Origin of the sequence: Leifsonia virtsii (genome assembly GCF_030433675.1) — a bacterium.
In the GTDB taxonomy this organism is placed as follows: Bacteria; Actinomycetota; Actinomycetes; order Actinomycetales; family Microbacteriaceae; genus Leifsonia; species Leifsonia virtsii.
The window spans coordinates 219,199-239,433 of the sequence record NZ_JAROCB010000001.1 but is presented as its reverse complement, the minus strand read 5'-3'; the positions used below and the strand labels follow the sequence as shown (position 1 = coordinate 239,433).

Here is a 20,235-nt window from a genome sequence, read left to right as displayed (position 1 = left end):
GAGGGAGGCGGCTCAGGGAGCGAGGCCGGCGAACAGGTCGTCGGTCACGCTCCCCACCGCAGCGACGGAGACCGGCCGTCCCGCCAGTTCGGCGGCGAGGTCGCGCACGTCGTCGGCGGTGACGAGGTGCAGTCGACGGAGGCTCTCGTCGAGGTCGGCGAACTCGCCGAGGGAGATCTCGGCCCGGCCGAGCCGGGACATGCGGGTGTCGGAGTCCTCCAGGGCGAGCGCGGCGCCGCCGGAGAGCTGGCCGACCGCGCGCCGGAGCTCGTCGGGGGTGACGCCGTCGGAGGCGAGGCGGCGGAGCTCCTCGAGCATGAGCTCGGTCACCTGCCGCGCCTTCGCCGGCGAGCATCCCGCATACAGGCCGAAGACGCCGGCATCCGAGTACGACCCGGAGAAGGAGTACACGGAGTACGCCAGGCCGCGGCGCTCGCGAACCTCCTGGAACAGGCGGCTCGACATCCCGCCGCCGAGCACCGAGTTGAGCACGCTCATGCTGGTGCGACGCGGGTCGGTGGCGACGATGCCGGGCATCCCGACGAAGACGTTGGCCTGCTCCGTGGGCCGCGCCACGGTGACGATCGCGCTGCCACGCTCGATCACGGCCGGGTCGGTCGCGCGGCGGTCGACGGGGTCTGCGGCGCGGTCGAGATCCCAGCCGGCGGCGACGAGCGCGCGCTCGACGCCCGCGACGAGGAGGTCGTGGTCGACGGCGCCCGCGGCGGTCACCACGAGGTCCTGCGGCCGGTAGTTGGCCCGGTAGTGCTCCCAGACGCCGTCGCGGGTCGCCGCGCGGATGGTGTCGGGACGCCCGCCGATCGGGCGACCGAGGGGATGCGAGCCGAGGACAGCCTGGAACATCCGCTCGTTGGCCACATCACCCGGGTCGTCCTCGGCCATTGACAGCTCTTCGAGGATGACGCCGCGCTCGTTCTCGAACTCGGCCGGGTCGATCACCGACGACGTGAGCATGTCGCCGATGACCTCGACGGCCATCGCCAGGTCGCGGTCCTGCACCTTGGCGTAGTAGCAGGTGTACTCCTTGGCCGTCATGGCGTTGTGCTCGCCGCCGACCGAGTCGAAGGACACCGCGATGTCGAGGGCGGTCCGCGTGCGCGTGCCCTTGAACAGCAGGTGCTCGAGGAAGTGCGTCGAGCCGAGCGTGCCGGGGTGGCCCGCTCCACCCTCGCTCTCGTCGCGCGAGCCGACCGCGACCCAGTAGCCGAGGGTGGCGCTCCGCGCTCCCGGCACCTGCTCGCTCAGGATGCGCACACCGCTCGGCAGGACGGTCCGGCGGACCAGCGCGTCACCGGAGGCCGCGAAGGTGAGGTCGGCCACACCGAGGGGAAGGTCGACTGCGCTGTTCATCCCCTCCACCCTACGCCAGTGGGTCGCGGGCACCGTGTCTGTGAAAACGAGGACAGACAAACTCGTCTGTCTACGCATATACTGTGGAGGTCACCCCGGAGGCGCCCCCGCCTCCCCCGAACTAAGGAGTCGTGCCGGATGGCCGTAAGTGCCCGAGCGACCATCCGGCCGCCCGCGCCGTCGAAGGTCAAGATCCTCGCCACGGCGGACCAGCTCTTCTACCAGGAGGGCATCCACACCGTCGGCGTCGACCGGATCATCGCGGGAGCGCGCGTCACCAAGGCGACGTTCTACAAGCACTACCGCTCGAAGGACCTGCTGATCATCGCCTACGTCGAAGGGCGCGACCGGCAGGTGCGCGAGTGGTTCGCCGAGCAGGAGGCGAAGCGCAGCGACCCGCGCGACATCGCGCGCGCCCTGGTCGACTCGATCAACGATGAGGCGGTGCGCCCGGGCTTCCACGGCGACCCGTTCATCAACGCCGCCGCGCAGTTCTCCGACGAGACGGACCCCGTGCGTGTGGCCGTCACGGCGCACCGCGACTGGTACGCCGACCGGATCGAGGAGCTGTTCCGCCAGATCGGCCACCCGCGGCCGGGCGACGCGGCCGACGACCTCATTCTGGCCCGCGACGGCGCCCTCGCCGGCGGCTATGTCGGCGACCCGATCGCGGCCGGAGCGGCGCTCCACCGCGCGCTCGACCGCATCCTCGCCGAGGTCTGACCCGCGCGAGCGACGACCGGGCGGCTACTCGGAGACGCGGTCGAGGTCGAGCATCTGCGACCGCGTCAGGCGGATGCCCGCGGCGGCCATGAGCGCGTCGACCTGGTCGGGCCGGCTGGCGCTCGCGACGGGAGCGACGATCGTCCGCTTGGCGAGCAGCCAGGCGAGAGCGACACTCGCCGGCGCGACGCCGTGCTCGGCGGCGATGCGGTCGAGCACCGCGAGCACGCGCTGGCCGCGGCGGTTCACGTACGCCGACGCCCGCACACTGCGCGCACCGGCCGTGAGGTCGGACTTCGTGCGGTACTTGCCGGTAAGGAAGCCGTTCGCCAGCGCGTAGTACGGCATCACGCCGAGCCCCTGCGCGGCCGCGACGATGCGCGGCGCGCTCTCGAACTCGGTGCGGTGCATCAGGTTGTACTGGTTCTGGATGGCGACGAACTTCGGCAGCCCCGACGACGACAGGATGCGCGCCTCGATCAGGCGGTCCGCGCTGAAGTTGGACGCGGCGAGGTAGCGCACCTTTCCGCTCTCGATCAGCCACTCCGCGGTCGCGAGGCTGTCCTCCAGCGGGGTCTCGGGGTCGTCGTCGTGGAAGTACAGCAGGTCGATGTGGTCGGTCTGCAGCCGCTCCAGCGACGCCTCGACGGCGCGCACGATGCTGACGGACCCGAGACCCGGGTTCTCCTGGTGCCGCCCGACCTTGGTGGCCACGACCATGCGGTCGCGGTTGCGGCGCTGCCGCATCCACGTGCCGATGAGCACCTCGCTGCGGCCGCCGACGTAGCTGTCGGCCGTGTCGATGAAGTCGCCGCCGAGGTGGGCGAAGCGGTCGAGGATGGCGAGGGAGGTGTCGCCGTCGGCGGTCCAGCCGAAGACGCTGGCGCCGAGCGACAGCGGGTACACCGCGAGGTCGCTCTCGCCGATGCGGCGCGGCGCGATGATCGACAGCGGACCGGTGCTCTCGATCGCCGGGTCGATGTCGACGATGCCGGTGGGCGGCTCGGCAGAGCCGGCGCGCGCGAGCTCGCGCGGGTTCACCGGCCGGTCGGACGTGCGGAGGCCGACGGTCTCGAGCAGGCGCAGGGGAAGCAGCTGCGGCATCTCTCCCCCTCCCCCGGAATCCCGGCCCTCGAATCGATTCGAGAACCTTCGATCTCCGATCGAACACTTGCAGGTTACGACATGCCGCCGACGTCCGAAGGACGAAACGGGTGAACCGCTGTGGAAAGCTAGGTCACAGTTTCATCACGACCGGCGGAGCACCGCTCGGGCGTGCGCGAGCACCGGTCCGTCGACCATCCTGCCGGCGTGACGGAAGACGCCGCCGCCCGCCCGTTCCGCCGCCTCCAGCAGCTCCCGGGCCGCCTCGACCTCGGCAGGATCGGGCCGGTAGGCGGCCCGGATCGTCTCCACCTGACCGGGATGGATGCACGCCGTCGCCGCGAAGCCGACCGCCACGGCGTCCTCGGCCTCCGCGGCCAGTCCGTCGAGGTCGGCGATGTCCAGATGCACCGTGTCGACCGCATCCACCCCGGCGGCGCCCGCGGCGAGCAGCACCGACGACCGGGCGTGCCGGGCGACCTCGCGGTAGCGGCCGTCCGGGAACCGGCTCGAGGTCCCGCCGAGCGACGCCACCAGGTCCTCCGCGCCCCACATCAGAGCGATCACCTCGGGCGCCCGAGCGAGCTCCGGCACGGCGAGCACGCCGGCCGCGGTCTCGCACAGGGCGATCACGTCGTACCCGGCGAGCGCGGCCAGATCCGTCGCCCGCTCGGCCTTCGGCAGCATGACCGCACGAAAGGGGGTCGCGGCGAGCGCCGAGAGGTCCGCGTCGTGATCGTCGGAGCCGGCCGGGTTGACGCGCACGATCACGCGCGCGGGGTCGAGGTCGGCCGCCACGAGCGCCTCGCGCGCGGCCGGGCGGGCCTGCGGGTCGACGGCGTCCTCCAGATCGAGGATGACCGCATCGGCGCGGTCGAGCGCTTTCGCGTAGCGCTCCGGCCGGTCGGCGGGGCAGAACAGCAGCGCCGGGCCCCACGGGAACGGACGGCGTCCGTCGCCCGAGGTCACAGCATCCCGTCCGGCTCGTCCGCCGCCGGGTCCAGCGCCTGGGGATCCAGCGCCTCGGGATCGTCGCCCGCCACCGAGCCGGTCGGCACGGCATCCCGGCACCACACCATGACCTGGCGGGTCGCCGTCGCGACGACGACGCCGTCCTGGTTGCGGCCGGTGTGCTCCAGCGTCACGATGCCCTGCCCGGGGCGGGACGCGGACAGTCGCTTTCCCGCCACGACCGTCTCCGAGTAGAGGGTGTCGCCGTGGTGCAGTGGATGCGGGAACGACACCTCGCTGAAGCCGAGGTTGGCGACGATGGTCCCCTGCGTGAGCTGGGCGACCGAGGCGCCGACGATCGTCGCGAGCGTGAACATGGAGTTCACCAGCCGCTCGCCGAACGGCTGCCGGGCCGACCACGCCGCATCCAGGTGCAGGGCCTGCGTGTTCATCGTGAGCGTGGTGAAGAGGACGTTGTCGGCCTCCGTCACCGTCCGCCCGGGCCGGTGCAGGTAGCGCGTCTCCGGCTCGAACTCCTCGTAGTAGAGGCCCCGCTGCTCGATCTCCCTCATGCCGCCTCCTCCACTTCGACGCGCAGCGGCGCGCCCGTGGCCGCGACCACCTCGTCCACGGTGACACCGGGCGCGACCTCGCGCAGCACCAGCCCGTCCTCCGTCACGTCGATGACGGCGAGGTCGGTGATGATGCGGTCGACGCATCCCGTGCCCGTCAGCGGGAGGGTGCACTCGCGCAGGATCTTCGGGCGGCCCTCCTTGTCCACGTGCTCCATCATCACGATCAGCCGCTTCGCGCCGAAGACGAGGTCCATCGCGCCGCCCATGCCCTTGACCATCTTGCCGGGGATCATCCAGTTGGCCAGGTCGCCGGTCTCGGAGACCTCCATCGCGCCGAGGACGGCGAGGTCGACATGGCCGCCGCGCACCATCCCGAACGACAGCGAGGAGTCGAAGAAGGCGGCGCCGCGGTTCACCGTCACCGTCTCCTTGCCCGCGTTGATGAGGTCGGGGTCGACCGCCGCCTCCGTCGGGTACGGGCCGACGCCGAGCACGCCGTTCTCGGAGTGCAGGATGACCTCGACGCCCTCCGGGATGTAGTTCGGGATGAGGGTCGGCATCCCGATCCCGAGGTTCACGTACTGGCCGTTCTCCAGCTCGCGCGCCACCCGGGCGGCGAGCTCCGTGCGCGTGAGGCTCATCGCGCGCTCCCTTCCGCGACCGTGCGCCGCTCGATCCGCTTCTCGACGCCCGGCGCGGCCACCACCCGCTGCACGAAGATGCCGGGACAGTGCACCTGGCCGGGGTCGAGCTCGCCCGGCTCGACCAGCTCCTCCACCTCCGCGATGGTGATCCGGCCGGCCATCGCGGCGAGCGGGTTGAAGTTCATCGCCGCCGCGTGGAACACCAGGTTGCCGTGGCGGTCGCCCTTCGCGGCGTGCACGAGCGCGAACTCCGGGCGCAGCGACTCCTCCAGCACGTACTCGGCGCCGTCGAAGGTGCGCACCTCCTTCGGCTCGCTCGCCACGGCGACCGAACCGTCCGGAGCGTAGCGCCGTGGGAGGCCGCCGGTCGCGATCTGCGTGCCGACGCCCGCCGGGGTGAAGAAGGCGGGGATGCCCGCGCCGCCCGCGCGCAGCTTCTCGGCGAGGGTGCCCTGCGGCGTGAGCTCGACCTCCAGCTCGCCGGAGAGGAACTGGCGGGCGAACTCCTTGTTCTCGCCGACGTACGAGCTGACCATCTTGCGGATGCGGTGCTCGGCCAGCAGCAGGCCGAGCCCCCAGTCGTCGACGCCGCAGTTGTTGCTCACCACCTCGAGGTCGGTCGTGCCGGCGTCCAGCAGCGCCCGGATGAGCGCGCTCGGGATGCCGCACAGCCCGAACCCGCCGACCGCGAGTGTGCTGCCGTCGGGGATGTCGGCGACCGCCTCCGCCGCCGTCGCCACCGTCTTGTCGATCATCCGTCCTCCTCCTCGAGGGTCCCCGCGCCATCCGCTCCTGAGTTCTTCGACCGACACGCCGCCGGGAACTCGAAGAACTCAGGAGCAGAGGGCTTGTGGATCAGGTTAGGCGTCGAAGCCCAGGGCGCGGGAGATGATCATGAGCTGCACCTCGCTGGTGCCCTCGCCGATCTCCAGGATCTTCGAGTCGCGGTAGTGCCGGGCGACCGGGTTCTCGTTGAGGAAGCCGTAGCCGCCGAAGATCTGGGTCGCGTCGCGGGCGTTGTCCATCGCCGCCTCGCTGCCGACGAGCTTCGCGATCGAGGCCTCCAGCTTGAACGGCATCCCTGCCATCAGCTTGAAGCAGGCGTCGTAGTAGGCGAGGCGCGCAGCGTGCACGCGGGCCTGCATCCGGGCGAGCTTGAAGGCGATGTGCTGGTTGGAGCCGATCGGCCGGCCGAACACGTTGCGGCTCTTCGCGTAGCGGAGCGCCTCCTCCAGGCAGCCCTGCGCGGCCCCCGTGCAGAGTGCGGCGAACGCCACCCGGCCCTCGTCGAGGGTCGCGAGGAAGTTGGAGTAGCCGCGGCCGCGCTCCCCCAGCAGGTTCGCCTCGGGAACGTGGACGTCGGTCAGGGTGAGCGGGTGCGTGTCGGAGGTGTGCCAGCCGACCTTGTCGTACACCGGCTCGGCGACGAAGCCCGGTGTGCCGGTCGGCACGAGGATCGCGGACAGCTCCTTCTTCACCGTGCCGTCGTCGCGGCGGGATTCGCCGGTCACGGCGGTGATGGTGACGAGCCGGGTGATGTCCGACCCGGAGTTGGTGATGAACTGCTTGGTGCCGTTGATCACCCACTCCCCGTCGCGCAGCTCGGCCGTGGTCTTGGTGCCGGACGCGTCGGATCCGGCCTCCGCCTCGGTCAGCCCGAACCCGGCGAGCGCCTCGCCGCGGGCGAGCATCGGGAGCCACTCCTGCTTCTGCTCCTCGGTCCCGCTGCGGTAGATCGGCATGGCGCCGAGGCCGACGCCCGCCTCCAGGGTGACGCCGATCGACTGGTCGACACGGCCCAGCTGCTCCACCGCGAGGCACAGGGACAGGTAGTCCTTGCCCTGGCCGCCGTACTCGACCGGGAACGGCAGCCCGAACAGTCCCATCCGCCCCATCTCGGCGATGATGTCGTACGGGAGGCTGCGCTTGGTGTCGTACTCGTAGGCGGCGGGCGCGACGACGGTGTCGGCGAAGTCGCGCACCTGGTCGCGGAGGCGGCGCTGCTCCTCGGTGAGCTCGAAGCCGGCGACATCGGTGTCGGCCGGGCGATCCATCTGCATGGTCATGCGTTTCCTGTCTCTCGTTGCTCGGCTCTCGTGGGGCCTATCGCTGGGCGGCGGCCGGTGGTGCCGGCGCCGCGTCCGCCTCCTCGGGCGGCACATCGGTGGGGGTGGATGCGGTGACGGTGGATGCGGTGGGAGCGTCCTCGGCGTCGACGCGCGCGACCACCTGGTCGAGCCGGACCAGATCGCCGGGTGCGACCCGTACCGAGACCGTGCCGGCGGCGGGGGCGACGAGACGGTGCTCCATCTTCATCGCCTCCACGACGACGACCGTGTCGCCGGGTTCCACGCGGGCGCCGTCCGCGACGGGGACCGCGACCACGGTGCCGGGCATCGGCGACCGCAGCTCGGGATGCGCGGCCGACTCCCCGCGCTCGACGGCGGCCAGTCGCTCGGCCAGGCGGGTGGCGCGGTCGCGGAGTCGCAGCGCCCGGGCGCGCCCGTCGCGCGCCAGCCAGATCGTGCCGGCGTCGCGGGCGAGGTCGAAGCGCTCCGTGATCCCGTCGAGGGAGAGAAGCGCGACGCCTGGCTCACCCGCGGCGGCGGCGTCCCGGAGCCGCAGGGAGGCCCGGCGGGGCGCGGCGGCTCCGACGGTCACCGCAGCGTCCTCCGGTTCCCCGCTCACGGCGACGACGGTTCCGTCGATGTCGTAGCGGACGGGATGCGGACGGCCGAGCCGCCAGCCGGACGCGGCGCCCCACAGCGCTCCGACGGCCTGCGGCGGTGTCCGTCGGCAGTCGGCGTGGGCGATCAGCGCGGCCGCGATCAGCTCCTCGTCGGAGGCCGGCACGGGCTGCGCATCGGCGAACCGGCGGTCGATCAGGGTCGTGTCCATCCGGCCGGCCACCACGTCCGGGTCGGCGACCAGCTCGCGCAGCCACGCGACGTTCGTCACCGAGCCGAGGATGCTCGTGCCCGCCAGCGCGCCGCGCAGCCGTGCGAGCGCCTCGCCGCGGTCGGCGCCCCAGGCGATCACCTTGGCCAGCATCGGGTCGTAGTCGGTGACGATGGGGATGCCCGCGGCGATTCCGCCGTCCACCCGGACGCCCTCGCCCTCCGGCTCCCGCAGCGCGAGCACCCGCCCGCCGGCCGGGAGGAAGCCGCGCTCCGGGTCCTCGGCGTACACCCGCGCCTCCACCGCGTGGCCGGTGAGGGTCACGTCGGCCTGCCCGAACGCGAGGGGCTCGCCGGCGGCGATGCGCAGCTGCTGCTCGACGAGGTCCAACCCGGTCACCAGCTCGGTGACGGGATGCTCCACCTGCAGGCGGGTGTTCATCTCCATGAAGAAGAACTCCTCCGGCGCGTCCGCCGACACCAGGAACTCGACGGTCCCGGCGCCCTCGTAGCCGACGCTCGCGGCGACCCGGCACGCGGCCGCGCCGATGCGCTCGCGCGTCGGCGCGTCCAGGAGCGGCGACGGCGCCTCCTCCACCACCTTCTGGTGGCGGCGCTGCAGCGAGCACTCGCGCTCCCCCAGGTGCACGATCCCGCCGTGACGGTCGGCGAGCACCTGCACCTCGATGTGCCGCGGGGAGGCGACGAGACGCTCGAGGAAGAGGGTGTCGTCGCCGAACGCGGCCGCCGCGACCCTGCGGGCCGCGCGCAGCGCCTCCGGCAGCTCGGCGGGCGTGTGCACGGCCTGCATGCCCTTGCCTCCGCCGCCCGCGGACGGCTTGACCAGCACCGGGAAGCCGACCCGCTCCGCCGCCGCAATCAGCGCGTCGTCGTCGAGGCCCTGCTCCGCGATGCCCGGGATGGTCGGGACGTCGTACTCCGCGACCGCATGCTTCGCCGTGATCTTGTCGCCCATCACCTGCAGCGCGTGGATACCGGGCCCGACGAACGCGATCCCGGCGGCAGCGCAGGCCTCGGCGAGCGCCGGATTCTCGGAGAGGAAGCCGTACCCGGGATGCACCGCCTGGGCGCCCGTGCGGCGGGCGGCGTCGAGGATCGCGTCCACATCCAGGTAGCTCTCCCGGGCCGCCGCAGGCCCCAGGCGGACGGCGACGTCGGCGAGCGCGACGTGCGGCGCCTGGGCGTCGGCGTCGCTGTAGACGGCCACCGACCGGATGCCGAGACGGCGGAGGGTGCGGATGACGCGGCAGGCGATCTCGCCGCGGTTGGCGACGAGCACGGTTTCGAAGAGGCGCGAGGTCACGTCGATCACATCCGGAAGAGCCCGAAGGCGGTGTCGGGGAGCGGGGAGCGCGAGATCACGTCGAGCGCGAGCCCGAGCACGGTGCGGGTGTCGGCCGGGTCGATCACTCCGTCGTCCCACAGCCGGGCGGTCGAGTAGTACGGGTTGCCCTGCTCCTCGTACTGGGCGGCGATGGGCGCGCGGAAGGCCGCCTCCTCCTCCGCCGGCCAGTCCTCGCCCCGGGCTTCGAGCTGGTCGCGCTTGACCGTGGCGAGCACGCTCGACGCCTGCTGGCCGCCCATCACCGAGATGCGGGCCGCCGGCCACATCCACAGGAAGCGCGGCGAGTAGGCGCGGCCGCACATCGAGTAGTTGCCCGCGCCGAACGACCCGCCGATGACCACGGTGAGCTTCGGGACGCGCGCGGTCGCGACCGCGGTGACCATCTTGGCGCCGTTCTTGGCGATGCCGCCCGCCTCGTAGTCGCGGCCGACCATGAAGCCGGAGATGTTCTGCAGGAAGAGCAGCGGGATCCCGCGCTGGTCGCACAGTTCGATGAAGTGGGCGCCCTTCAGCGCCGACTCGCTGAACAGCACGCCGTTGTTGGCGACGATGCCGACCGGGTGCCCGTGGATGCGCGCGAACCCGGTGACGAGCGTCGTGCCGTACTCGGGCTTGAACTCCTCGAAGCCGCTGCCGTCGACGATCCGCGCGATCACCTCGTGCACGTCGTACGGCGCCTGCACGTCGACCGGGACCACGCCGTACAGCTCCTGCGGGTCGGCCGCCGGGGCGATCGCGTCGAGGACCGGCCACGCGGGCGACGCCGGCGGCGGGAGGGTTGCGACGATGTCGCGGACGATGGCGAGCGCGTGCTCGTCGTCCTCGGCCAAGTGGTCCACCACGCCGGAGGTGCGGGCGTGCAGGTCGCCGCCGCCGAGCTCCTCGGCGGTCACGACCTCGCCGATCGCCGCCTTCACCAGCGGAGGGCCGCCGAGGAAGATCGTGCCCTGGTTGCGCACGATGACCGTCTCGTCGCTCATCGCCGGTACGTAGGCTCCACCTGCGGTGCACGAGCCGAGCACGGCCGCGATCTGCGGGATCTTCGCCGCCGAGAGCCGGGCCTGGTTGTAGAAGATGCGGCCGAAGTGGTCGCGGTCGGGGAACACCTCGTCCTGCATGGGCAGGAAGGCGCCGCCGGAGTCGACCAGGTAGATGCAGGGCAGGCGGTTCTCCAGCGCGACCTCCTGGGCGCGCAGGTGCTTCTTCACCGTCATCGGGTAGTAGGTGCCGCCTTTGACGGTGGCGTCGTTGCAGACGATCATGACGTGCCGCCCGGCGACCAGGCCGATGCCGGCGATCACGCCCGCCGCGGGGCTCTCGTCGCCGTACATCCCGGTCGCTGCGAGCGGCGCGAGCTCGAGGAACGGGCTCCCTTCGTCGAGCAGGGCGTCGATGCGGTCGCGCGGGAGGAGCTTGCCGCGGGCGACGTGCCGCTCGCGGGCGCGTTCCGGGCCGCCCTCGGCGGCGGTGGCGAGCCGTCGGCGCAGGTCGGCGACGAGCTCCCGCTGGGCGGCGTCGTTCTGCTCGAACCGGGCGTCCGTGGCGGACGCCTCGCTGGTCAGGGTCGGCATGCTGCTCCGTGTGTCGTCGTCGACATTCGGTTAGTGGTCACTAACTCGGTTTTAGGTTAGTGTTCATTAACCGAAAAGTCCAGCACCGCCGACGACCGGCCCGACCCCACCGAGGACGATGACCCAGCCCGGCCCCACCGCACCCCTGGAGCGCCCGACGCAGCGCAGCCAGGCGAAGGCCGACCGCCGCGCCGCGCTCCTGGAGGCCGCCGCCGGCCTCTTCGCCGAGCGCGGCTTCAACGGTGTCTCGCTGGAGGAGCTCGGCGCGGCCGTCGGGGTGAGCGGCCCCGCGGTGTACCGGCACTTCCCCTCCAAGCAGGCCGTGCTCGAGGCGCTGCTGGTCGGGGTGAGCGAGCGCCTGCTCGCCGGCGGCGAGGCCGTCGAGGCGGCCGCCGCCGACGCAGGGTCCGGCCTCCGCTCGCTGATCGGCTTCCACATCGACTTCGCCCTCGGCGAGCCCGACACCATCCGCGTGCAGGACCGCGACCTCGACGCGTTGACGGAGGCCGCACGCCGCCAGGTGCGCCGGCTGCAGCGACGCTACATCGAGGTGTGGATGCGAGTCCTCGCCGGGCTCCAGCCCGCGCTCGCCGACGACGAGCTGCGCGTGCGGGTGCAGGGCACGTTCGGACTGCTGAACTCGACGCCGCACACGGCGCGGGTCGGCGGAGCCCCTGTCGCGGCGGCCGCAGTGCGGCCCGTGCTGGAGCGGATGGCCTGGGCGGCGCTCACCGCGGCGGACTGAGACCGGCGCGCTCAGCCGCTCAGCTCGGCGGCCGGAGCGTCAGCGTCTGCGTCGCGGCCTTCTTGACCGCGGCGGCGCTGAACGGCCACGCCCTGGTCTTCCCCGCGGCCCAGAGGTCGGTCTGGTCGGTGTAGTGCGCGTCGAAGGCGTGGCCGGAGGCGCCGGTCAGGTTGATCCACGTGCTGCGATCGAAGTCCGACAGGTCGACCACCATGCGCATCGACGGCACCCGGTCGACCGTGAAGTCCTCGGAGGCGTCCCATCCCGTCGCGTCCACGATGCTGGAGCCGCCGCCCACATGCCACGGGCCGCGGTTCAGCAGCCACTCGACGGGCGCGACCCCCGACTCGCCCAGACTCGCGTTCTTCAGCGTGAGCGTGTGGAGGCTGTCCCACCGCCACGACGCCGGGTCTCCGCCGAGCAGCCGGCGGGTCTCCGCCCACGCCGCGGCGGCCGCGTGCGCGATCATCTCGTCGCGGTCGGCGACACCGAGGTCGGAATCCGCCCACCACGACGAGTTCGGCTGCGTCAGCAGCGTGCCGACGACGGCGAACCAGCGGTCGCCGCCGGTCGGAGCCGTCGCCGCGGGCAGCTTGCGCGCGAACATGTCGTGCAGCAACGTCTTCCAGAACACGGCGAAGTAGGCCGCCGGGGCGCTGTCGCCGTCGTCACGGTAATCCCAGCCCGAGAGCAGGCGCGCGGCCCGCGTCAGATCGCCGTCGGCGCCGGGCTTCGCAGCGACCGAGCGCAGCACCGGCACGAGTGCTGCGGCGTTGGCGTCGTAGGTGTCGGCCTGGATCGACGACATGTCCTTCGCGGTGACCTTGGTGCCCGCGCCGAGAAGGGCGGCGAGCCGCACCTCGATCTGGTTGGCCCGGTAGCCCTGGTCCCAGTCCGCGGTGATCAGGTCGGGGAAGCCCGGTCCCACCGCCGCATTGTTGGCCGTGACGATGTAGCCGGAGGGCGGATCGAAGACCGACGGCAGCCGATCGAACGGGATCGTCCCCGTCCACGCGTACTGGCTGGTCCATCCGGGCACGGGCACGGTGCCGTCGCCTGCGGCACGGATCGGGACCAGACCAGGGGCCTGATAGCCGATGTGACCGTCGACGTCGGCGTAGACGAGGTTCTGCGAGGGCACCTGGAAGTCCTCGGCCGCGGCACGGAAGCTCGCCCAGTCCCGGGCGGTGTCGAAGGCGAAGATGGCGTTCGCCGTGCGCCCCGGCGTGAGCGCGGTCCACGCGAGCGACAGCTGGAACTGCTGGGCGGGCACTCCCAGCTTCCCGGCCTGATCCTTCGCGATGACGGCGTAGGCGTCACCGATGTCCGTGACGATCGGGCCGTGCACGGTGGACCGGACCGTGATCGTGACGTCCTTGCCGCCGGCGACACGGATCCGCTCGGTGCGCTTCTGCAGCGGCACCTGCGCTCCGTCGTACTCGTAGGAGTCGCCCGTCACCTTCTCGACGAAGAGGTCGGCGACGTCCGGGCCGAGGTTGGTGAAGCCCCACGAGATCCGGTCGTTGTGGCCGATGATGATGCCGGGGAAGCCCGAGAAGCTGAAGCCGGAGACGTCGAACGGGCACGCAGGTCCCACCGTCGTGCAGTGCAGCCCCATCTGGTACCAGACCGACGGCAGCGCGGCGCCGAGGTGCGGGTCGTTGGCGAGCAGCGGCTTCCCGCTCGCGGTGTGCGCTCCGGCGACCACCCACGAGTTCGAGCCGATGTCGTCGCCCGCAGGCCCCATAAGTTGCGGCAGGCGGTCGACGCTCGCGGCGACCTGCTGCAGGCGGTCGGCGTAGGTCGTGGGATCGGCAGCGGCCAGCGCTTCCGCGCCGCCGCCGGCGTCCGCGTTCGCACCGGCCGACGCCGCCTTCCCCTGCGGCGCGGCGTCGGCGGTCGCCGTGCGCGGGTCGCCACCGCCCTGGTCGGTGATCGTCGGGTGCTGCGTGTACGGGTAGCCGGGATGCAGCTGCGCGACCTGCTCGGGCTTCAGCTTGGTGGAGAGCAGCGCGCGGTCGATCTCGTCCTCGAGGTTCGAGCGCAGGTCCCAGGCCATGGCCTTCAGCCACGCGACGGAGTCGGCGGGCGTCCAGGGCTCCGGGCGGTACGAGGGGTTCTGCAACCCGAGCACGGCGTACTCGAGCGAAAGCTCCGCGCCGGAGCGCTGCCTCAGGTAGGCGTTCACGCCGTCGGCGTAGTCCTGGTAGTACCGCAGCGAGGTCGGATCGAGCAGCTTCACCTCCTGCTCGGCGACGCGCCGCCAGCCGAGGGTGCGGATGAAGGTGTCCGTGGGCACCTGGCTCGCGCCGAACATCTCCGACAGGCGGCCGGCGGTGACGTGCCGGCGGAAGTCCATCTCCCAGAACCGGTCCTGGGCGTGCACGTACCCCTGGGCGCGGAAGAGGTCGTCCGCGGTGGAGGCCGACAGCTGCGGGATGCCCGCGTCGTCCCGGTACACCGTGACGGGCTTCGTCAAGCCGGGCACCTTCACGGTGCCGGAGGTCTGCGGGAACGACCGTGTGACGGTCCAGACGCCCACACCTCCGGCGACGATGACGACCACCAGCAGCACGGCGAGCACTCCGCCGATCGCGCGCAGCACCCGGTGGTGCCGCCTCAGCCGCGGGGTGTCGTCGCCCACGTCGCTTCTCCGTCCGGCCGGGGGTCACCGTCAGTGGGACTGTACCCGATGACGCTGAGCACCACCGGACAGTCAGCGCCCGAGGTCGCGCTCCGGCGAACCGACGTAGAGCTGCTGCGGACGACCGATCTTGGTCTGCGGGTCGAGGTTCATCTCGCGCCAGTGGGCGATCCAGCCGGGGAGGCGGCCGATCGCGAACAGCACGGTGAACATCCGGGTCGGGAAGCCCATCGCCTTGTAGATGACGCCCGTGTAGAAGTCGACGTTCGGGTACAGCTTGCGGTCGATGAAGTACTGGTCGGCGAGCGCGACCTCCTCCAGCTCCTTCGCGATGTCGAGCAGCGGGTCGTGCACGCCGAGGGCCTCGAGCACCTCGTCGGCGGACTGCTTCACGAGCTTGGCGCGCGGGTCGAAGTTCTTGTAGACGCGGTGGCCGAAGCCCATGAGCTTCACCCCGGCCTCCTTGTTCTTCACCCGCTCGACGAAGGTGGCGACGCTCTCGCCCGAGTCGCGGATGCCCGCGAGCATCTGGAGCACGGCCTCGTTCGCGCCGCCGTGGAGGGGCCCGTACAGGGCGTTGATGCCGGCGGAGACGGACGCGAAGAGGTTCGCCTGCGTCGAGCCGACGAGGCGGACGGTCGAGGTGGAGGCGTTCTGCTCGTGGTCCTCGTGCAGGATGAGCAGCCGCTCCAGCGCCCGCGACAGCACCGGGTTCACCTCGTACGGCTCGGCCAGGGTGCCGAAGTTCAGGCGCAGGAAGTTGTCCACGAAGCTCAGCGAGTTGTCCGGGTACAGGAACGCCTGGCCGAGGCTCTTCTTGTGGGCGTACGCCGCGATCACCGGGAGCTTCGCGAGAAGGCGGATGGTGGAGAGCTCCACCTGCTCCGGATCGGAGACGCTCAGCGAGTCCTGGTAGAAGGTCGACAGCGCGGAGACCGCGCTCGAGAGCACCGACATCGGGTGCGCGTCGTGCGGCAGCGCGTCGAAGAAGCGGCGCAGGTCCTCGTGCAGCAGGGTGTGCCGGCGGATGCGCTCGTCGAAGTCGGACAGCTCCGACGGAGTGGGGAGCTCGCCGTGGATGAGCAGCCAGGCCACCTCGAGGAAGGTGGAGTTCTCGGCCAGCTGCTCGATCGGGTACCCGCGGTAGCGCAGGATGCCCTGCTCGCCGTCGATGTACGTGATGGACGAGCGCGTCGCGGCGGTGTTGACGAAGCCGTAGTCGAGGCTGGTGAGCCCCGTCTGCTTGGTCAGCGTCGAGAAGTCGATGCTCGACGCCCCGTCGACACTGGGCCGGATCGGGAACTCGGCGACGCCGCCGGGGTACCTGAGCTCGGCGGTCGCGAGCTCCGTCTCCGCCTGGGCCTTCTCGGTCCCAGTGCTCTCGGTGCCGAGTCCGCTCACAACGCCTCCTGGTGGGATAGTCCTGCTGGTGATCAGGATGCAGCGGCGCTCGTGGCGACGCTGCGGAAGAATCCGTGCCGGTACAGCCTAACGAACGACGGCGACAACTGTCGCATCGCGCAAAGGCTGCGACATCCCGTTAGAGGGAGTCTCCAAACGCTCGCAGCCGGGACGCGGCGGCGGCGATGCGCTCGTCGGTCGCGGTCAGCGACAACCGCACGTGCTCGGGGTAGTGGACGCCGTAGAAGTGACCCGGACCGGCGAGGATGCCGAGATCGGCCAGCCGCCCGATGCTCTCCCAGGCGTCCCGGCCCTCCGTCGCCCACAGGTAGAGTCCGCCCTCGCTGCGGTCGATCCGGAACCCCGCCGACTCGAGCGCCGGCTTCAGCAGCTCCCGCCTGGCGCGGTAGCGCTCCTTCTGCTCGGCGACGTGGTGGTCGTCGGCGAGCGCCGCCACCATCGCGGCCTGCAATGGAGCGGGGAGCATGAGGCCCGCGTGCTTGCGGACGTTCACCAGCCGGGCGATCACCGTGCGGCAGCCGGCGACGAACGCCGCGCGGTACCCGGCGAGGTTCGACTGCTTGCTCAGGGAGTAGACGGCGAGGATATTGCGGCGGTCGTCGCCGATCACGCGCGGGTCGAGGACGCTCGGGACGCGCTCCGCATCCCACGGCTCGTCCCAGCCCAGCTCGGCGTAGCACTCGTCGCTCGCCAGGTAGGCCCCCAGCTCACGGGCGCGGGCGACGGCGGCCCGGAGCTCGTCGACCGACAGGATGCGCCCGTCGGGGTTGCCCGGCGAGTTCAGCCAGATCAGGCGGGTGCGCTCCGGCCACTCGGCCGGGTCGTCGCTCGCCAGGCTGGTCGCGCCCGCGATGGCGGCGCCGATGGCGTACGTCGGGTAGGCGGCGCGCGGGTGCACGACCACGTCGCCCTCCCCCAGACCGAGAAGGAACGGCAGCAGCGCGACGAGCTCCTTCGAGCCGATCGTGGGGAGCACGTTCTCCACCGTCAGACCCGGCACGCCCCGCCTGCGCTCGAACCAGCCGGCGATGGCCTCGCGCAGGGCCGGCGTGCCGACCGTGAGCGGGTAGGCGTGCGCGTCCGTCGCGGCCGCGAGCGCGTCGCGGATCAGCTCGGGGGTCGGGTCGACCGGCGAACCGATCGACAGGTCGACGATCCCGGAGGCGTCGCCGAACGGCACGACGGATCGCGCCCGCTCCGCGTACGGGGCCATCAGGTCCCACGGGTAGTCGGGCAGCTCCTGCAGAGCCACGTCAGTGCGCCTGGGGCGGGAGCGCGGCGATGACGGGGTGGTCCTTCTGGATCACGCCGACCTTCGAGGCGCCGCCGGGCGAGCCGATGTCGTCGAAGAACTCCACGTTGGCGCGGTAGTAGTCCTTCCACTCCTCGGGCAGGTCGTCCTCGTAGTAGATCGCCTCGACCGGGCAGACCGGCTCGCAGGCGCCGCAGTCCACGCACTCGTCCGGGTGGATGTACAGCGACCGTTCGCCCTCGTAGATGCAGTCGACAGGGCATTCGTCGATACACGCCCTGTCCTTCACATCGACACACGGGAGAGCGATGACGTAGGTCACAGTGGATCCGATCCCTTCACGAAGGAGCTGTCCTCCTAGCTTAGACGCCGCTCGCGGGCCCGGCCGTCCGCCGGCCGCGCACATCCGGCCAGGCGACCACCACGGCCGCGATGAGGATCGGCGCGACGAGCCAGATCTGGCCGAGCAGGTTGTTCGGGATCAGCACCGAGCCGCCCGCGCTCTGCTGGGTGAACAGCAGGACGACCGCGATCGCGCCGAGCGCCGCCAGCAGGGCGGGCAGACGGCTCTGCCCGAGGAGGCGCAGCCCGACGAGGAGCGCCGTGAACGCCAGCAGCGAGCCGATCAGCCCGAGCGTCACGGGCACGCCCCAGGTCACGGTCAGCTGGTGCGCGACCGTTCCGATGGCCCCGAACACCGCACCGGCGAGGACGAGCAGGACGGCGCTGACGATCCGGCTGAGCATCCTCGCATCCTATCTAGACACTCTCGGTGTCGTGCTTTACGCTCGATCGAGTAAGGTTAGCCTTACCAACCCCCACCCACCGATCCGTCGAAGGTCCCCCGTGCTCGCGAACTACCTGATCGGCCTCCGCGAAGGCCTCGAGATGGCCCTGATCGTCACCATCCTCATCGCCTACGTGGTGAAGGTCGGCCGCACGGACGTGCTCTCCAAGCTCTGGATCGGCATCGGCATCGCCCTCGTCGTGCCGCTCGGCATCGGCGCGGTGCTCACCTGGGGCCCGTACGGCATGAGCTTCCAGGCGCAGGAGATCCTCGGCGGCACCCTGTCGCTCGTCGCGGTCGGGTTCGTCACCTGGATGGTGTTCTGGATGGGCAAGACCGCCCGCACGATGAAGTCCACCCTCCACAACCGCCTCGACTCGGCCCTGGTCGGCGCCGGCTGGGGCGTCGTGCTCCTCGCCATGCTGAGCGTCGGCCGCGAGGGCATCGAGACGTCGCTGTTCGTCTGGGCGACCGTCGCGAGCACCGGCGGCAGCTGGGAGCCCGCGGTCGGCGCGCTCCTCGGCCTCGCCAGCGCGGCCGTCCTCGGCTTCCTGCTCTACCGCGGCATGGTCAAGATCAACCTCGGCACCTTCTTCACCTGGACGGGCGCTTTCCTCGTCCTCGTCGCCGCGGGCGTGTTCGCCTACGGGCTCGGCGACCTGCAGGAGGCCGGGCTGCTCCCGGGTGGCGCGGCCCACGCCTACGACATCAGCCGCGCGATCCCCTCCTCCAGCTGGTACGGCACCGTCGCCGCGGGCATCCTCAACTTCAACCCCAGCCCGACCCTGCTGCAGGTCGCAGGGTGGGTCGGCTACCTGGCCGTCGTCGGCTTCTTCTACGTGCGTCAGCACCGTGCCTCCGCCCGGCCCACGAAGCCGGCGGCGACCACGACCTCGGCGCCGCACGCGCCGATCGCGTCCTGACCGCACCACCTCACCCACCCGAGACAGAAAGCACAGCACACCCATGCCCCGAGCCCGTCCGGTCCTCCAGAACCGCCCGGTCCGCCGCCGCCTGGTCGCCGTCGCCGGCTCGATCGCCGGCACCGCCGCGCTCGCCGCAGCGCTGAGCGGCTGCGTCCCCAACCAGGCGTCCGCCACCGACGAGGCCATCGCCGTCACGCTCGACGACGCGAAGTGCAGCGTCTCCACCGACACGGCGAAGGCCGGCCCGATCACGTTCCAGGTGACCAACAAGGGCCAGGACGTGAACGAGTTCGAGCTGCTCGCGACCGACAAGCTCCGCATCGTCGGCGAGAAGGAGAACATCGGGCCGGGGACGACGGTCAACTACGTCGTGCAGCTCGCGGAGGGAGACTACTTCTCCGCCTGCCGCAAGGGCATGGTCGGGCAGCCGACCAACGTCGCGAAGTTCACCGTGACCCCGGGCGACACCAAGGAGGTGCCGGAGAGCGAGAGCAAGCAGGTCGCCCAGGCCGTCGCCAACTACACCGGCTACGTCCGCGACCAGGCCGGCGCGCTGCTGACCGCGACGAAGACCTTCGCCGCCGCCTACTCCTCGGGCGACGACGCCGCCGCGCGCTCGCAGTACGCCTCGGCCCGCTCCTTCTACGAGCGCATCGAGCCGACCGCCGAGCAGTTCGGCGACCTCGACCCCGCCCTCGACCTGCGCGAGGCCGACCTGGAGCAGGGCCAGGAGTGGACCGGCTGGCACCGCATCGAGAAGGACCTCTGGCCGCCGGCGGGCTACACCGCCACCGGAGTCGCGGCGCGCGGCCCGATCGCGGACAAGCTCGTCGCCGACACCCAGAAGCTCTACGACCTGGTCCGGGCGAAGGACTTCAGCCTGACGATCGACCAGATCTCCAACGGTGCGATCGGCCTGATGGAGGAGGTCGCCGGCTCCAAGATCACCGGTGAGGAGGAGGCGTTCTCGCACACCGACCTCGACGACTTCCAGGCGAACCTGGAGGGCGCGCAGGTGGCGTACGGGGTCGTTCGCGACATCGCGGAGAACAAGGGCAGCGCCGGCAAGAGCGTCGTCACGAAGCTCGACTCCGAGTTCAAGACCATCGCGGCGACGCTCGCGATCTACAAGAGCGGCACCGGGTTCGTCCCGTACACCGAGCTCACGACCGAGCAGGTCAAGGAGCTGTCCGACCAGGTCAACGCACTCAGCGAGCCGCTCAGCCAGCTGACCTCGATCGTCGTCAAGTAGGGCTC

At 71.5% G+C, this 20,235-nt stretch carries 18 protein-coding genes; 4 read left to right on the top strand and 14 right to left on the bottom strand.

Features of this window, described 5'->3' with window-relative positions; translation table 11 throughout:
• Positions 1–12: 12 nt before the first annotated feature.
• Entirely contained in the window at positions 13–1,371 is a 1,359-nt protein-coding gene (locus P5G59_RS01125) for a M16 family metallopeptidase (protein WP_301215180.1), read from the bottom strand.
• 138 nt (positions 1,372–1,509) lie between these two features.
• On the opposite strand from P5G59_RS01125, the gene P5G59_RS01120 reads away from it, so the two are divergent.
• Positions 1,510–2,094 carry a TetR/AcrR family transcriptional regulator gene (locus P5G59_RS01120; protein ID WP_301215178.1) on the top strand — a complete coding sequence of 195 codons (585 nt, stop codon included), beginning with the start codon at positions 1,510–1,512 and terminating at the stop codon, positions 2,092–2,094.
• A gap of 24 nt (positions 2,095–2,118) precedes the next feature.
• On the opposite strand, the gene P5G59_RS01115 is transcribed toward P5G59_RS01120, so the two are convergent.
• The 8 genes from P5G59_RS01115 to P5G59_RS01080 all read right to left on the bottom strand — a co-directional run bounded on the left by P5G59_RS01115 (position 2,119) and on the right by P5G59_RS01080 (position 11,202).
• Positions 2,119–3,198: an aldo/keto reductase gene (locus tag P5G59_RS01115; RefSeq protein ID WP_301215176.1), complete on the bottom strand. Its 1,080-nt coding sequence runs from the start codon at positions 3,196–3,198 to the stop codon at positions 2,119–2,121.
• A 144-nt stretch (positions 3,199–3,342) separates the two neighbouring features.
• Positions 3,343–4,167, bottom strand: a complete 825-nt coding sequence (locus P5G59_RS01110) for an HpcH/HpaI aldolase/citrate lyase family protein (RefSeq protein WP_301215174.1) — start codon at positions 4,165–4,167, stop codon at positions 3,343–3,345.
• A complete protein-coding gene (locus P5G59_RS01105) occupies positions 4,164–4,721 on the bottom strand; it encodes a MaoC family dehydratase (protein WP_301215172.1) in 558 nt (185 codons plus the stop codon). The genes P5G59_RS01110 and P5G59_RS01105 overlap by 4 nt, the downstream gene beginning before the upstream one ends.
• The gene (locus P5G59_RS01100; protein ID WP_301215170.1) at positions 4,718–5,365 is read right to left on the bottom strand and encodes a CoA transferase subunit B; all 648 of its coding nucleotides are present in this window, start codon (positions 5,363–5,365) and stop codon (positions 4,718–4,720) included. Before P5G59_RS01100 ends, P5G59_RS01105 begins: the two co-directional genes overlap by 4 nt.
• Positions 5,362–6,123 (bottom strand): CoA transferase subunit A, encoded by a 762-nt coding sequence (locus tag P5G59_RS01095; RefSeq protein WP_301215168.1) that lies wholly within the window; start codon positions 6,121–6,123, stop codon positions 5,362–5,364. Before P5G59_RS01095 ends, P5G59_RS01100 begins: the two co-directional genes overlap by 4 nt.
• Before the next feature lie 105 nt (positions 6,124–6,228).
• On the bottom strand, positions 6,229–7,434 hold the full coding sequence (locus P5G59_RS01090; RefSeq protein WP_301215166.1) for an acyl-CoA dehydrogenase family protein: 1,206 nt from the start codon (positions 7,432–7,434) through the stop codon (positions 6,229–6,231).
• A 37-nt stretch (positions 7,435–7,471) separates the two neighbouring features.
• Positions 7,472–9,589 carry an acetyl/propionyl/methylcrotonyl-CoA carboxylase subunit alpha gene (locus P5G59_RS01085; RefSeq protein WP_301215165.1) on the bottom strand — a complete coding sequence of 706 codons (2,118 nt, stop codon included), beginning with the start codon at positions 9,587–9,589 and terminating at the stop codon, positions 7,472–7,474.
• A gap of 5 nt (positions 9,590–9,594) precedes the next feature.
• The gene (locus P5G59_RS01080; RefSeq protein ID WP_301215163.1) at positions 9,595–11,202 is read right to left on the bottom strand and encodes a carboxyl transferase domain-containing protein; all 1,608 of its coding nucleotides are present in this window, start codon (positions 11,200–11,202) and stop codon (positions 9,595–9,597) included.
• A 118-nt stretch (positions 11,203–11,320) separates the two neighbouring features.
• Here P5G59_RS01080 and P5G59_RS01075 point away from each other — a divergent pair, with 118 nt between their 5' ends.
• Positions 11,321–11,947, top strand: a complete 627-nt coding sequence (locus tag P5G59_RS01075) for an SACE_7040 family transcriptional regulator (protein ID WP_301215161.1) — start codon at positions 11,321–11,323, stop codon at positions 11,945–11,947.
• Positions 11,948–11,966: 19 nt separating this feature from the next.
• Here P5G59_RS01075 and P5G59_RS01070 read toward each other — a convergent pair whose 3' ends face one another.
• From P5G59_RS01070 to P5G59_RS01050, 5 genes are all read right to left on the bottom strand, one after another.
• Entirely contained in the window at positions 11,967–14,591 is a 2,625-nt protein-coding gene (locus tag P5G59_RS01070) for a penicillin acylase family protein (protein WP_301215159.1), read from the bottom strand.
• 72 nt (positions 14,592–14,663) lie between these two features.
• Positions 14,664–15,992 (bottom strand): citrate synthase, encoded by a 1,329-nt coding sequence (locus P5G59_RS01065; protein ID WP_301215157.1) that lies wholly within the window; start codon positions 15,990–15,992, stop codon positions 14,664–14,666.
• A gap of 139 nt (positions 15,993–16,131) precedes the next feature.
• Entirely contained in the window at positions 16,132–17,265 is a 1,134-nt protein-coding gene (gene dapC, locus P5G59_RS01060) for a succinyldiaminopimelate transaminase (RefSeq protein ID WP_301215155.1), read from the bottom strand.
• A gap of 1 nt (position 17,266) precedes the next feature.
• Entirely contained in the window at positions 17,267–17,587 is a 321-nt protein-coding gene (fdxA, locus tag P5G59_RS01055) for a ferredoxin (RefSeq protein ID WP_121261659.1), read from the bottom strand.
• A gap of 40 nt (positions 17,588–17,627) precedes the next feature.
• On the bottom strand, positions 17,628–18,011 hold the full coding sequence (locus P5G59_RS01050) for a hypothetical protein (protein ID WP_301215151.1): 384 nt from the start codon (positions 18,009–18,011) through the stop codon (positions 17,628–17,630).
• Positions 18,012–18,111: 100 nt separating this feature from the next.
• Here P5G59_RS01050 and efeU point away from each other — a divergent pair, with 100 nt between their 5' ends.
• Entirely contained in the window at positions 18,112–18,975 is an 864-nt protein-coding gene (gene efeU / locus P5G59_RS01045; protein ID WP_301215149.1) for an iron uptake transporter permease EfeU, read from the top strand.
• A 43-nt stretch (positions 18,976–19,018) separates the two neighbouring features.
• A complete protein-coding gene (gene efeO / locus P5G59_RS01040) occupies positions 19,019–20,230 on the top strand; it encodes an iron uptake system protein EfeO (RefSeq protein ID WP_301215147.1) in 1,212 nt (403 codons plus the stop codon).
• The last annotated feature ends 5 nt before the right edge of the window (positions 20,231–20,235 follow it).

Bases quoted from the DNA above. Each gene is read 5' to 3' on its own strand.
- P5G59_RS01105 (WP_301215172.1), bottom strand. From the start codon at position 4,721: ATGAGGGAGATCGAGCAGCGGGGCCTCTACTACGAGGAGTTCGAGCCG.
- P5G59_RS01080 (WP_301215163.1), bottom strand. From the start codon at position 11,202: ATGCCGACCCTGACCAGCGAGGCGTCCGCCACGGACGCCCGGTTCGAG.
- P5G59_RS01095 (WP_301215168.1), bottom strand. From the start codon at position 6,123: ATGATCGACAAGACGGTGGCGACGGCGGCGGAGGCGGTCGCCGACATC.
- P5G59_RS01100 (WP_301215170.1), bottom strand. From the start codon at position 5,365: ATGAGCCTCACGCGCACGGAGCTCGCCGCCCGGGTGGCGCGCGAGCTG.
- P5G59_RS01120 (WP_301215178.1), top strand. From the start codon at position 1,510: ATGGCCGTAAGTGCCCGAGCGACCATCCGGCCGCCCGCGCCGTCGAAG.
- P5G59_RS01125 (WP_301215180.1), bottom strand. From the start codon at position 1,371: ATGAACAGCGCAGTCGACCTTCCCCTCGGTGTGGCCGACCTCACCTTC.
- efeO (WP_301215147.1), top strand. From the start codon at position 19,019: ATGCCCCGAGCCCGTCCGGTCCTCCAGAACCGCCCGGTCCGCCGCCGC.
- P5G59_RS01075 (WP_301215161.1), top strand. From the start codon at position 11,321: ATGACCCAGCCCGGCCCCACCGCACCCCTGGAGCGCCCGACGCAGCGC.
- P5G59_RS01050 (WP_301215151.1), bottom strand. From the start codon at position 18,011: ATGCTCAGCCGGATCGTCAGCGCCGTCCTGCTCGTCCTCGCCGGTGCG.
- P5G59_RS01115 (WP_301215176.1), bottom strand. From the start codon at position 3,198: ATGCCGCAGCTGCTTCCCCTGCGCCTGCTCGAGACCGTCGGCCTCCGC.
- P5G59_RS01090 (WP_301215166.1), bottom strand. From the start codon at position 7,434: ATGACCATGCAGATGGATCGCCCGGCCGACACCGATGTCGCCGGCTTC.